Source organism: Rothia sp. ZJ932 (assembly GCF_016924835.1).
GTDB lineage: Bacteria > Actinomycetota > Actinomycetes > Actinomycetales > Micrococcaceae > Rothia.
The window spans coordinates 924,530-937,494 of the sequence record NZ_CP070480.1 but is presented as its reverse complement, the minus strand read 5'-3'; the positions used below and the strand labels follow the sequence as shown (position 1 = coordinate 937,494).

Annotated in this window: 9 protein-coding genes and 3 tRNA genes; 1 reads left to right on the top strand and 11 read right to left on the bottom strand. The window is 54.3% G+C overall.

Going from position 1 to position 12,965, the window contains the following annotated elements:
- Positions 1-4 precede the first annotated feature (4 nt).
- The 3 genes from murA to leuC form a co-directional block, all read right to left on the bottom strand.
- On the bottom strand, positions 5-1,327 hold the full coding sequence (gene murA / locus JR346_RS04320; protein ID WP_205483522.1) for a UDP-N-acetylglucosamine 1-carboxyvinyltransferase: 1,323 nt from the start codon (positions 1,325-1,327) through the stop codon (positions 5-7).
- A gap of 246 nt (positions 1,328-1,573) precedes the next feature.
- On the bottom strand, positions 1,574-2,173 hold the full coding sequence (gene leuD, locus JR346_RS04315) for a 3-isopropylmalate dehydratase small subunit (RefSeq protein WP_205483513.1): 600 nt from the start codon (positions 2,171-2,173) through the stop codon (positions 1,574-1,576).
- 37 nt (positions 2,174-2,210) lie between these two features.
- Entirely contained in the window at positions 2,211-3,632 is a 1,422-nt protein-coding gene (gene leuC, locus JR346_RS04310; RefSeq protein WP_204876799.1) for a 3-isopropylmalate dehydratase large subunit, read from the bottom strand.
- 217 nt (positions 3,633-3,849) lie between these two features.
- Between leuC and JR346_RS04305 the strand changes: the two genes are divergently transcribed.
- Positions 3,850-4,557, top strand: coding sequence for an IclR family transcriptional regulator (locus JR346_RS04305; protein ID WP_204877202.1), 708 nt, complete (start codon positions 3,850-3,852; stop codon positions 4,555-4,557).
- A gap of 98 nt (positions 4,558-4,655) precedes the next feature.
- Here JR346_RS04305 and JR346_RS04300 read toward each other — a convergent pair whose 3' ends face one another.
- From JR346_RS04300 to JR346_RS04265, 8 genes are all read right to left on the bottom strand, one after another.
- A complete protein-coding gene (locus JR346_RS04300; RefSeq protein ID WP_240334018.1) occupies positions 4,656-6,380 on the bottom strand; it encodes a dynamin family protein in 1,725 nt (574 codons plus the stop codon).
- Positions 6,373-8,283 carry a dynamin family protein gene (locus JR346_RS04295; RefSeq protein ID WP_240334017.1) on the bottom strand — a complete coding sequence of 637 codons (1,911 nt, stop codon included), beginning with the start codon at positions 8,281-8,283 and terminating at the stop codon, positions 6,373-6,375. Before JR346_RS04295 ends, JR346_RS04300 begins: the two co-directional genes overlap by 8 nt.
- A 122-nt stretch (positions 8,284-8,405) precedes the next feature.
- Positions 8,406-8,478, bottom strand: a tRNA-Glu gene (locus JR346_RS04290).
- Positions 8,479-8,724: 246 nt separating this feature from the next.
- Positions 8,725-8,797 (bottom strand) — tRNA-Glu (locus tag JR346_RS04285).
- A 24-nt stretch (positions 8,798-8,821) separates the two neighbouring features.
- A tRNA-Gln gene (locus tag JR346_RS04280) sits at positions 8,822-8,893 on the bottom strand.
- A 359-nt stretch (positions 8,894-9,252) separates the two neighbouring features.
- A complete protein-coding gene (gene gltX / locus JR346_RS04275; protein ID WP_205483512.1) occupies positions 9,253-10,770 on the bottom strand; it encodes a glutamate--tRNA ligase in 1,518 nt (505 codons plus the stop codon).
- A 45-nt stretch (positions 10,771-10,815) separates the two neighbouring features.
- The gene (locus JR346_RS04270; RefSeq protein WP_204876801.1) at positions 10,816-11,589 is read right to left on the bottom strand and encodes a fumarylacetoacetate hydrolase family protein; all 774 of its coding nucleotides are present in this window, start codon (positions 11,587-11,589) and stop codon (positions 10,816-10,818) included.
- Between the two features lie 211 nt (positions 11,590-11,800).
- Positions 11,801-12,904 (bottom strand): branched-chain amino acid aminotransferase, encoded by a 1,104-nt coding sequence (locus JR346_RS04265; RefSeq protein ID WP_205483510.1) that lies wholly within the window; start codon positions 12,902-12,904, stop codon positions 11,801-11,803.
- Between the last annotated feature and the right edge of the window lie 61 nt (positions 12,905-12,965).

Sequence of the window (12,965 nt, the reverse complement as noted above, 5' to 3'; positions counted from 1 at the left end):
GTCTTTAGCCTACAACCTCGAAGCTCGCACCGAGATCAGTGAGCTTGTCGACGAAGTGCTCGTAACCGCGTGAAATAACCTGTATGCCAGTGACATTGGAGGTGCCTTCAGCTGCCAAGGCTGCAATGACGTGCGAGAAGCCACCGCGCAAATCCGGCACGTGAATGTCAGCGCCGTGCAGCTGTGATTTACCGGTAATGATTGCGGAGTGTTTAAAGTTCTTGTGGCCAAAACGGCAGGGAGTCGGGCCCAAGCAGTCTTTATGCAGCTGTACCGTTGCGCCCATGCGAACCAGCGCGTCCGTAAAACCAAAACGGTTCTCGTACACGGTTTCGTGAACCACAGAGACACCCTGCGCTTGGGTCATCGCAACCACTAGGGGCTGTTGCCAATCGGTCATGAAACCGGGGTGTACATTGGTCTCAACAAAGAGGGGATTCAAATCGCCGCCGGGGTGGTAAAAACGAATACCGTCTTCACGAATATCCAAACCGCCACCGAGCTTGCGGAAAACGTTAATGAAGGTGCTCATATCTTTCTGCGACGCATTGCGTACAAAGATATCGCCACCGGTAGCAAGAGCTGCTGATGCCCATGATGCTGACTCGTTGCGGTCAGGCAGTGCAACATGGTTGTAGCCCTTGAGTTCTGCAACGCCCTCAATAATAATCTGACGGTCAGTCTCAACAGTGATGATGGCACCCATCTTCTGCAGAACAGCAATGAGATCCATGATCTCAGGTTCAATAGCCGCGTTCTTCAGCTCAGTCTTGCCTTCTGCCATGGTGGCTGCCAGCAGAACCTGCTCGGTAGCACCCACAGAGGGGAACGGCAGAGTAATAGAAGCGCCCTTAAGACCACCAGCAGGTGCTTTCATAGAGATACCGGTGGGTAGTTTCTCAACCTGCGCACCAAATTCTTCCAAAACGCGCAGGTGGTAGTTAATGGGTCGATCACCAATACGGCAACCACCGAGATCAGGAATAAACGCCTCACCGATGGTGTGCAAGAGCGGACCACAAAGCAAAATCGGGATGCGTGAATCACCAGCGTGAGCATCGATATCAGCGTGCTGAGCTACCGACACATTGGAGGGATCCATGGTGAGATCCCCGGTGCTCTTATCGAGAGTCACAGCGACACCGTGAAGTTCAACCAGTGAGGTGACAACCTGAACATCTTTAATCTCAGGTACGTTGCGCAATACTGAGGGGGTAGAGCCGAGCAGAGCGGCAACCATCGCCTTGGGAACCAGGTTTTTGGCTCCTCGAACATTGACCTCACCGGTCAGCGGAGTACCACCTTCGATACGAAGTGCGCTGGTCATGTAAATCCAATCGTTTATAAGCCTGTAAACACGCCACCGCACGAAGGCAGAAGCGTGTTGAATAAGAAATTCTCTTGTATGGCCGTGCGAATAAGCTAATACGTCTTATCAAATAGCCTAGCACTATAAGCATAATCTACCGACATTAAATTCCCGTACTTAATATGGGTATATATCGCTCACACCGACTCACACAATGAGGTCAGAGTGCCTATAAAAAAGCGTTCTGACCTCGTTGGTTTTTACTTAGGACTGTGCAGACAAAGTACGCGGCAACCACGCCGGACGATTCGCTTCAAACTCGATAATCGCGTCCTCATGGTGCAGAGTCAATCCAATATCATCGAGACCTTCCATGAGACGCCAGCGCACGTAATCATCAATCTGGAAAGGTACGGTCAGGGCACCGCACTGTACGGTCTTTGATTCCAAGTCGACAGTAATCTCGGTGCCGGGTTCGTTCTCAATCTGCTTCCAGATCAACTCAATATCATCCTGAGCTACCTGAGCTGCAACCAAACCCTGTTTGCCGGAATTACCGCGGAAGATATCTGCAAAACGGGCTGAGATGACAACCTTGAAACCGTAATCTTTCAGCGCCCAGACAGCGTGCTCACGCGATGAACCTGTACCAAAATCAGGGCCTGCTACCAGCACTGAACCGCGTTTGTACGGCTCCTGATTGAGAATAAAATTCTCATCTTTACGCCACCCAGCAAAGAGGGCATCGTCAAAACCAGTTTTAGTAACGCGCTTGAGATACACCGCGGGAATAATCTGGTCGGTATCAACATTTGATTGGCGTAGCGGAACGCCAATACCGGTGTGCTTAATAATCGGTTCCATCAAAGAATCCTTTATCTCTTTCAGTTCCGTGACGTTCTTATAAATCTGCAGGTGATGAGAGCGTGCCGCGAATAGCGGTTGCTGCTGCTACCAACGGGGAGACCAGGTGGGTGCGTCCGCCCTTGCCCTGGCGGCCTTCAAAATTGCGGTTCGAGGTGGACGCGCAACGCTCCCCCGGTGCCAGCTGGTCGGGGTTCATCCCCAGACACATGGAGCAACCGGCAAAGCGCCAGTCTGCACCGAAGTCCCTAAAGATTTGGTCGATTCCCTCTGCTTCTGCGGCAGCACGCACCTTAGCGGAGCCAGGCACCACCATCATACGAACATTCTCAGCCAGCTTCTGTCCCTTGACAATCTCAGCTGCGGCGCGGAGGTCTTCAAGACGCGAGTTAGTACAGGACCCTAAGAAGACCACATCAACGGGAACCTCTTTCAAAGGGGTGCCCGCTTTGAGGTCCATATATTCAAGGGCACGGGCGGCAGCTTTCTGCTCGTTCTCATCCTCAAACTCTTCGGGGAAAGGCACCGCCTGTGAGAGAGGCACACCCTGACCGGGGTTGGTGCCCCAGGTGACGAAAGGCTCTAGTTCATCGGCGTTGATGAAAACTTCTGCATCGTAGGTGGCACCTTCATCAGTTTTCAGGGACTCCCAGTAGTCAACAGCCTGGTTCCAGGTTTCACCGGTGGGTGCATGCGGGCGACCCTTGACATAGTTGAAGGTAGTCTCATCGGGTGCCACCATTCCGGCGCGAGCACCAGCCTCAATCGACATGTTGCACATGGTCATGCGTCCCTCCATCGAGAGGGATTCAATAGCTGAACCGCGGTATTCCAGCACGTAGCCTTGACCGCCACCGGTACCGATCTTGGCAATAACCGCAAGAATAATGTCTTTAGCGGTAACGCCGGGCTTAAGGGTGCCCTCAACGTTGATAGCCATGGTCTTGAAAGGAGCAAGAGGAAGGGTCTGGGTTGCCATGACGTGCTCCACCTCTGAGGTGCCAATGCCGAAAGCGAGCGCACCAAAGGCACCGTGGGTTGAGGTGTGGGAGTCACCGCATACTACGGTCATGCCGGGCATCGTCAGACCCAGCTGGGGGCCCACCACATGCACAATGCCCTGTTCAGCATCTCCCAGGGAGTGGATGCGGACGCCGAACTCTTCTGCATTGTTGCGCAGGGTTTCAATCTGGGTGCGCGAGGTGATATCTGCGATGGTCGAGAAGATATTCTCGGTGGGAGTGTTGTGATCTTCGGTGGCGATCGTTAAATCGAGACGGCGAAGGGGGCGGTTTTCTAGGCGCAGACCCTCGAATGCCTGGGGCGAGGTGACTTCGTGGATGAGGTGCAGGTCGATGTAGAGGAGGTCGGGTTTTCCGTTTTCTCCTCGGACGACGGTATGTGCGTCCCAGACTTTTTCAGCCAGGGTGCGAGGTGCTGTTGTGGTGCCACCTGCCATGTTTGCCTCCAGTGTGATGAGTTCTCTTCTGTTCTATAGTCGCTGAAACATAAAGTGGTTTCCAGAGAATGAACTTGCATATCATAATATGAGACTGCATCATGGTTCTATGAACTCACGCCCGTACCAGCACCTCGCCCAGCGTCAAGCCGCCGCTCAACCACCGCTTGCTACGCCAGTAGCCCCTTCTGCAGCTGACCTCGAAGACACCGCTAGCATGCGCTCTTCGGGCGTCGGTGTTCTAGACAAAGCTGCTTATATTTTGGATTGTCTTGAAGCTGGCCCTGCTACTCTCTCTCAGCTCGTGAAGGCAACCGGGTTAGCGCGTCCTACCGCCCACCGACTCGCGGTTGCTTTAGCCCACCACCGTTTTGTAGCGCGCGATATTCAAGGACGTTTTACTTTGGGTCCGCGTATGAGTGAGCTTGCTTCGGCAGCAGGTGAAGATCGTCTGATTGCTGCAGCCGGTCCTATTCTCAATAACCTGCGTAACGTGACCGGTGAGAGTTCCCAGGTTTTCAGGCGCCAGGGTGATTGGCGTGTGTGCGTGGCTTCAGCCGAGCGTCCGATTGGTCTGCGCGATACCATTCCGGTAGGTACTCAGCTGTCGATGAAGGCTGGTTCAGCGGCTCAGATTTTGGTGGCGTGGGAAGATCACTCTCGTTTGGTAGAGGGTCTACGCAATGCGCGCTTCTCAGCGACCATGCTGGCTGCTGTGCGCCGTCGTGGATGGGCGCAGTCTATTGGCGAGCGCGAACGCGGTACAGCCTCGGTGTCAGCGCCCGTACGAAATCCTTCGGGTAAGGTCGTCGCCGCTATTTCTATCTCGGGGCCGATGGAGCGTCTCACCCGCCAGCCCGGACGTTTGCACGCTGAGGTGGTCTGCGAGGCAGCTACTCAGCTGACCGAGGCACTGCGCAACTAAAACAGTTCTATCGGTAGCTCTAATAGACACCGCTGCGATAAAAAGCCGGGGTGAAATCAGTTTTTAGGCTGATCTCACCCCGGCTTTGTATAACGGTTTTAGTTGCTCAGGCGAGCGTTGTAGAGGGCATCTACATAGGCTTCGCGCCGCTCCAGTTCCTTGCGAACCGGCTCTACCACGTAGTCACGAGTAGTGTCGCTCACGTGGCTAAAAATTTGCCGTTCAATCTTACGAGCATAGATTTTGTGCCCAATTGCTGCGCACACTCTACCCAATGCCGCAATAACAATGCCTAGCAGCAAACCGGTCATCACCAGTAGCGTCGGCAACGGGAAGGGGAATCCTTCCACATACGGCGGGGGCGGCAGTTGAATCTGGAAGTACTGGGCAGCGAAGATACCGGTGAGCCAGAGTAAGCCCACCAAAGCCGCGGCAATACCCAACCACTGAATAACGTTGAAGAGCTGCCACCACCACTGCTTCTTGGTGGCGCGGTAGTTGGTGCGAGCAATCGAACGTTCTAAGGCATTGGGTAGCTCAGCTTCGCGGCTGCGGGCAGCATCGCGAATACTGTGACTCCACGGCTCTCCCGTTCCCTGGGCACTAGAGGTTGCAAAACTGCGTAGCGCCGAGCTCATCGCCGCTTTCTGCGAGGGATTCAGGGGAGGCAGGGAGGATTTCGAGAGGGGTTCACCCGAGTGATCTTCGTGAAGGTGCAAGCGTTTGAGCGGATCTTTACGCATCTTAAGTAACCAGCGGGTAGGAATCCACCCCGTACTTTGCGCCGCATGCAGTTTGTAGGCGTCTCCGGCTGCTTTGACCACCTGGGGCGCTCCCGATGCTTCATAGAGTTTGTTCTCAAGAGTTCGGGTACTGGTGCCGGTAATACCACCTGGAATTCCCCCACCATCGTGAGCTGCTAAGGACGCACGGGCGGTCTCAACATCAGCACCGATACGTGCCACCGCGGCGGATTTTTCAACCGCCACGCGTCCAAGAGTTTCCCGCAACTTAGCGATGTTGTACCCGGTCATTGCCGAGACCGCCAGCGGAGGTGCCAGCAAATTACCGGTGAGACCGTCTTGTGCGAGTAAAAGCTTCAACGAGTCCAGCACATGAGGAATCTCTGCTTCATCCAGTCGATCTGCCTGGTTGAGCACCGCCAACATGACGCCGCCGTGCTCAGCCAGCGGTGCAATGAAGTCATCGTGAATAACAGCGTCGGCGTATTTCTGGGGATCAACCACCCACACCAACACATCAACCATAGAGACCATACGCTCAACGAGAGTGCGATTAGACGCCTCTACCGAGTCGAAGTCGGGCAGATCTAACAGAATCAGACCGCCCTGAGCAGTTTCAGTGGAACCACGACCAACCGAAGTTTTCACCCTGTTCCAGAAGCCAGTGGTGACCGGTACCTGCGCACTGTTGAGAGCTTGAGCGGCATCGTCCCCACTACTGTCCATCACGGTTGCGTTCTTAACCTGCAACCAGTCCAGTAACTCCTGGCTGCCTGCCTCGCCCCAGACAGCGGCTTGGGCGGTGGACGTGGTGGGCCGGCGAGCGGCAGAGCGGGCGAGTTCTTTGCCCACAACAGCGTTAAAGAGGGTAGATTTACCCGACCCCGTTGCACCGAAAAAGCCAATCACAGTGTGTTCAGCTGACAGCTCACGGCGCGAAGCAGTACGCTCCAGCACCCGCTCAACATCAACCAGCACGGTAGGGTCAACTCGTCCTTGACCCAGCTCCCAGGCAACCTGAACCTGCTCCACTGAGCGCGAGAGCGCAGTCATCTTTGATTCCGTTTCAACCTTAGCCACGGGTGCCTCCTGCGGTCATCGAGTCACTGACAATTTCAAGGCTACCGGCAGCCTGCTCTACTACAGCAGGTTCGGGGCCCAAGTCTACGGCATCAAGACGCGCATCAAAACGCTGTTGGTGAGTAGAAAGCACCTCGCGGATGCGTGCCTCAAGACTCTCACGCGCTGCCTTGGTCATACGGCGTACTGCGTCCTCACCGAAAATAGCTTCCAGTAGTTTCTGCCCGACAACACCCGAGCCACCTGCGATGCCCACTTCAAGACCGGTCAAGCCACCTGTCATCGAGAACACCGCTACCATAAGAACCACAGCGGTTGCGTTCAGACCCAAAGACATGAAACGCGCCTTCTGGCGTTTGTCAGCGCCTTCACGCTGAATCAGATCCATGATGTCCTGCTGCCAAGCGCGAATACTCTCGGCAACCTCACCGGAGAATCCCTCGTGCAACTGACCGAGGTCATCTCCTGCTAACAGGGCGCGTCCGGCGGGTTCATCAAGCCACCGACGCTGAGAAGTTTCAGCAGCTTTGGCTGCCTCCTCAAGAATAATGGCGTGCAGCCCAACTTCAAGAGCCTCTTCAACCGGGGCAGCCTGGGTAGGCTGACCGTTGAAGAAACCTGCGATGCGGTCGCGCAAACGACCAATGCTGGTCTCCAATGACCGGAAAAACTCGCCCGTTCCCACAAAATCTTGCCAGCGTGAGAGCACCTCACCCCGCAGCAGAGAACCATCTTGGGTTGCTGCGTGAATATTTGCGTACGCATCTTCATAAGCACGGCCTACGGTAGTACGCAGATGCTGGGCTGTTGCATACTGGGCGCTCTGCCCCTTTTGCAAAGACCGGGTTTGGGCAGCAATCGAGCGCAAGGCACCTTCAAGGGTCTTACGCGCAATCTGCGAACGTTGAGCGCTATCAGCGCCCAGCTCACGCAACCAGTAAATCAAAGGAACAACAGAGGCGGGTGAAATCAGCCCCTGCTCATCGCGCTCTTGCTCAATGACGGTCATCAAGAAAGCAGCCTCAATACCCGCATCTGCAAGCATGCGCCGTAGATCCTCTTCAATTTCGTCCTCACCCCCCTCAGGGACGCGGTTGAGCACCACAGCAACCGTAATATCGCGGGTTGCCGCCTCATTCAACAGTTCCCAGGGCACAGCGTCCGCATAGCGGTTAGCCGTGGTGACGAACAACCACAAATCAGCAGCCGAGAGAAGCTGCTTCGCCAAACGGCGGTTATCTTCAGAGACCGAATCAATATCGGGGGCATCAATGAGTGCAATGCCAGCAGGAATCTCTTCTTCGGGCATCATTATGAGCTGATCGACACCGGTGTGCGGGTCTGCACCGGGCAAACGACCGTTTTCAGCGTGGACGCGCACCAGATGCGGCAGAATGCGCTCGGGAGCGTAAGCCGCCGCATCTTCAGGACGGTGCAATAAAACTGGCTGACGCGTCGTGGGACGGATAGCCCCCGAGCGGGTAACAGGCTTACCGATGAGGGTGTTGACCAAAGTTGATTTACCCGCGCCCGTTGAACCGCCGATCACCACCGTCAGTGGGGAATCCACAGAAGCAAGTTTGGGCAAAACATAATCATCGAGTTGCGTCGCCGTTTTACGTAACTGGGTACGGTAACCGGGTGCATCCGTCGTTTCTAGAGGAAAGCTAAGGTCTTTGACAACTACTGTTGCAGTTCGCACCTGACGCAGGTCTTCGGCGACGCTTTCATCGACCGGTGCGGCAGCAGAGTGCTCTACAGCCCAGGACTGAGAGAGGTCGGAGGCTAGCTCGAGAGACGAAATAACCTCGGTTAGCTGATCCTGTGACTCGTCATTGAGCGGCAGATCAAGGCGAGTTGGTTCGCTCTCATGGGCGTTATGTTTTTGATTGTTGTTCTCCACTCCCCCATTTTCGCACGAAACAAAGAGTTTGAGGGGCGTTTTCAGCAAGCATTACTAAGGGTGGTGATATTTTGGGGCAAGAAAAAAGCTCCCAGGTGTAATACCTGAGAGCTTTTAGTCTGTGACCCCAACCGGATTTGAACCGGTGTTGCCGCCGTGAGAGGGCGGAGTACTAGGCCGCTATACGATGGGGCCGTGCAACTTCTGAGAAGAAGCAACAGATAAAAGTCTACACAGTAAGCATCCCGTAGACAAATCGAGAGTTGGTGACATGCATCTCTGTCAACAAAACAAGCAATTCACCCTTTAATGCATGATTCACCCCTTGTCGCGAGGTGAATCATGCACCTAAAGGTGAACTGCCCACAGACAGAACCCCAAGGGGCAAAACTCTCTAAACACAAAAGCTCCCAGGTGTAATACCTGAGAGCTTTTAGTCTGTGACCCCAACCGGATTTGAACCGGTGTTGCCGCCGTGAGAGGGCGGAGTACTAGGCCGCTATACGATGGGGCCGAAACATTTTCAAGAAAATGTCCGCTGGGATACCAGGACTCGAACCTAGAATGACGGTACCAGAAACCGTAGTGTTGCCAATTACACCATATCCCATTACGCTACTGTGATGCTTTTCGATTTCTCACTGTCATCACCGCAACGAGTAATAACTCTACGCGAGGTTTTTTAGCCACGCAAATCGAAAACCATTGACAGTCGTCACATTTTACGCCGAACAGTCAAAAAACCTTGATATTTCAAGGTGAAACTGGCAAAAACTTTTTCAAAACTTTTTTCCCAGAGCCCCAAAACACCCATTTTTGGTACTTTATGGGGTGCCTCGGGGGGGGGGGGCAGTGAACTCATCTCAAGGGTCCTCGCTCTACTCAGAAGGTGGCGGATATCAAATGTGGTGGCAGCTCTCAAGAGCTACCACCACGCTAATTTCTGATGTTGTTTTCTGCCGTTAGAACCTATGCCTGCAGCTGAATCAGCAGTGCCCGCAATCGAATCAGTGAAGATTCTTTACCCAGAATCTCCATAGATTCAAAGAGCGGGGGTGAAATGCGCTCGCCTGAAATAGCAGTACGCACAGGACCAAAAGCCAAACGAGGCTTGATACCCAAACCATCAACAATGGATTCGCGCAAGGCGCTCTGAATGCCCTCAGCGGTGAAGTCCTCCAAGGATTCTACGGACGAGATAGCCGCCTCAAGAACCTGCGGAGCCGACTCTTTGAGCTGCTTGGCTGCGTCCTCAGCAACAACAATCTCTTCGTCCTTCTTGAACAGGAAGCCGAGCAGCTGCGGGGCTTCACCCAGCAGTTGCATACGCTCTTGGGTTAGCGGAGCAGCAGCAGTCAAGATTTCCTGCTCGCGGGCGGTCAACGCCTCAAAGGTCTCCGCTGAGAGGATGCCCGCAGTGCGCAGGTAGGGTACTAGGCGGTTGCGGAAGTCTTCAGCATCCAACAAACGCACGTGCGAGCCGTTAATAGCCTCAGCCTTCTTCACATCAAAACGTGCCGGGTTGCCCAGAACGTCCTTGATATCGAAGTTAGCTACAAGATCATCGATACTGAAAACGTCTTGGTCAGAGGAGAGCGACCAACCCAGCAGTGACAGGTAGTTCAGCAAGCCTTCCTTGATGAAACCGGCATCGCGCAGTAAGAAGAGGTTAGATTCGGGGTCTCGCTTTGAGAGCTTCTTATTGCCCTGACCCATCACGTAGGGCAGGTGACCGAACTCAGGAATATAGGAGGCAACACCCACCTCAACCAGGGCACGGTACAAAGCGATTTGGCGGGGAGTTGATGAGAGCAAATCTTCACCGCGCAGAACATGGGTAATGCCCATCAGAGCATCGTCCACCGGGTTAACCAGGGTGTAGAGAGGCTTGCCGTTGGCGCGAACTACGACGAAGTCAGGCACAGAACCCGCGCGGAAGGTAATTTCGCCGCGTACCAGGTCAGTAAAAGTGATGTCTTCATCGGGCATACGCAAACGCAGTACGGGTTCGCGACCCTCGGCGCGGTAAGCTGCCTTCTGCTCTTCGGTGAGGTCGCGGCCAAAGTTATCGTAGCCCAGCTTGGGATCTTCGCCCTTGGCTTTGTGGCGGGCTTCTACTTCCTCAGGGGTTGAGAAATCCTCGTAAACGTAACCGCCTTCTTTGAGCTTCTCTACGACCTCAGCATATTTATCCATGCGCTGGGACTGACGGTAGGGCTCGTGGGGACCGCCCACTCCAACGCCCTCGTCCCACTCAATACCCAACCAGTGCAAGCTATCGAGCACCTGGTTGAAGGACTCTTCAGAGTCGCGGGCAGCGTCGGTATCTTCAATACGGAAAATCAACTTGCCGCCGGTATGACGCGCGTACGCCCAGTTAAAAAGGGCAGTACGAATCAAACCCACGTGAGGGGTGCCAGTGGGTGAGGGGCAAAAGCGAACGCGGGTTTCGCGGGGATCTTTCAGGTTCAACGCGTAATCAGTCATAGCTTTATATCAATGCTTTCAGTAACAATCAGTGAATAAAAGTTTTTAGCGGCGGAAGGTATTGACCAGGGAGCCGATACCCTCAACTTCAATTTCCACTTCGGCGCCTTCATCAATCAGATCAACGCCTGCCGGGGTTCCGGTAAGAATGACGTCGCCGGGCAAGAGAGTGAACATTTCTGATGCAGCAGCAACCACCTCGGCGACCGAGAAGATCATCTCTGCGGTGGTGCCCTCCTGCTTAATATCACCATCAACCCAAGTGGTAATGGAAAGATCGTCGGTATCGAGTTCGGTCTGAATCCAGGGGCCCAGCGGGCAAGCACCGTCGAAGCCTTTAGCGCGCGTCCACTGCAAGTCAGTCTTCTGAGCATCACGTGCGGTGAGGTCGTTTGCCACGGTGTAGCCAAAGATAATTTCGGGGACGCGTTCAACCGGCACCGATTTGGCAATGCGACCAATGACCACAGCAAGTTCACCCTCAAAAGAGACAGCCTCGCTCCACTCGGGTAGAGTCACGGGGTCATTGGGACCCACCACAGCGGTGTTAGGTTTGATGAAAAACTGCGGTGAGGTAGGTGCCTCATTACCCAGCTCAGCAGCGTGGTCGTGCCAGTTGCGGGCAGTTCCCACCACCTTGGAGCGGGGAATAATGGGCGAAAGCAGACGTACATCTGCAATCTCAAAAGTCTTATTGGTGGTTTGAATACCACCGTAGAAGGGATCCCCTGCCAAGGCAGTCAGTGTCTCCTCGCCGGGTTCACCGTCAACCAGGCCGTAGTACAGTTCATTTTCAGCGGTAAATCGAGCAATGCGCATACACACTAGGCTACCGCGTTTTGGCACGCTGGGGCTAACCCTCTCCTCCCCAAAACCACCGGGTTTACCTCTTACCTCAGCTGAGGGTTATTGGGCTGTGCGTCCACCGAGCGAAAATAAAGGGTAGCTCCTCGCATCTAGTGAGGAGCTACCCTGGCACTGACGCCTATTCGTCCTTGATGAGAAAAACGATCTACGCCCTATTCAAACCTTAGATGAGCTGGGTAAGCCAACCGTGCTTATCTTCGCGCAGACCGGTCTGAATACCAACGAGTTCCTCGCGGATTGCCATAGTGATCTCACCGTTGGTGCCTTCACCGGCAGCATTAGGAATCTCAAAACCCTTAGCTTTGAGCTTGCCGATAGGCTGGATGACAGCGGCGGTGCCGCAGGCAAAAACCTCGGTGATAGAACGGCTGGCAACCCCGTCTTTCCACTCATCTAAAGTAACGCGACGTTCTTCAACGGTCATCCCCCGATCGCGTGCCAGCTGCAGAATTGAGTCACGAGTAACGCCTTCAAGGATGGTGCCAGTCAGCTCAGGAGTGACAATCTTGTTCTCCGGTCCAAAGACAAAGAAAACGTTCATACCGCCGAGCTCTTCAAGGGCGTGCCCGTGGTTCTTATCGGTAAAGATAACCTGCTTGCAACCATTGTTCTCAGCCTCGATCTGAGCGACCATTCCACCGGCATAGTTACCGCCGCATTTGGCGAAGCCGGTGCCGCCCTCAGCAGCACGGGAATAGTTGGTGGAGAGCCAGATATCAACCGGTGACGGAGTACCGAAGTAGTTACCAACAGGTGACCCAATCACCATGAACCGTGCCTGGCGGGTGGGGCGTACCCCCAAAAACTTCTCAGTAGCAATTTGGAAAGGACGCAGGTAAAAAGCCTCACCCTCCCCCGTAGGAATCCACTGTGCATCTACCGCAATCAACTGCTTGATAGATTCGATGAAAAGCTCAGGGGGCAGTTCGGGCAAAGCCATACGGCGAGCCGAGCGATTGAAACGTTCAGCGTTCTTTTCGGGGCGGAAGGTCCACACCGAACCGTCAGCGTGACGGTAGGCTTTGAGACCCTCAAAGATTTCCTGTCCGTAGTGCAGTACTGAGGACGCGGGGTCAAGACTGAGCGGACCGTAGGGGATGACCTTGGCTTCGCCCCATTCGCCACCGGTACGGTAGTCCCCGTTCCACTCAATCGAAACCATGTGATCTGAGAAAAAATCACCAAAACCGGGGTTGGCGAAAATTTCCGCGCGAGCTTCTTCACTGGCAGGGTTGGGATTGCGTTCAAGGCTGAATGATGCAGTCATTTTTGTCCTCTGTGAGGTGGGCGGATAGGTAATTGTGAGATAAAGCTGAGAGGGCGTTTTT

Bases quoted from the DNA above. Each gene is read 5' to 3' on its own strand.
- JR346_RS04265 (WP_205483510.1), bottom strand. From the start codon at position 12,904: ATGACTGCATCATTCAGCCTTGAACGCAATCCCAACCCTGCCAGTGAA.
- leuC (WP_204876799.1), bottom strand. From the start codon at position 3,632: ATGGCAGGTGGCACCACAACAGCACCTCGCACCCTGGCTGAAAAAGTC.
- murA (WP_205483522.1), bottom strand. From the start codon at position 1,327: ATGACCAGCGCACTTCGTATCGAAGGTGGTACTCCGCTGACCGGTGAG.
- gltX (WP_205483512.1), bottom strand. From the start codon at position 10,770: ATGACTGATTACGCGTTGAACCTGAAAGATCCCCGCGAAACCCGCGTT.
- leuD (WP_205483513.1), bottom strand. From the start codon at position 2,173: ATGGAACCGATTATTAAGCACACCGGTATTGGCGTTCCGCTACGCCAA.
- JR346_RS04270 (WP_204876801.1), bottom strand. From the start codon at position 11,589: ATGCGCATTGCTCGATTTACCGCTGAAAATGAACTGTACTACGGCCTG.
- JR346_RS04305 (WP_204877202.1), top strand. From the start codon at position 3,850: ATGCGCTCTTCGGGCGTCGGTGTTCTAGACAAAGCTGCTTATATTTTG.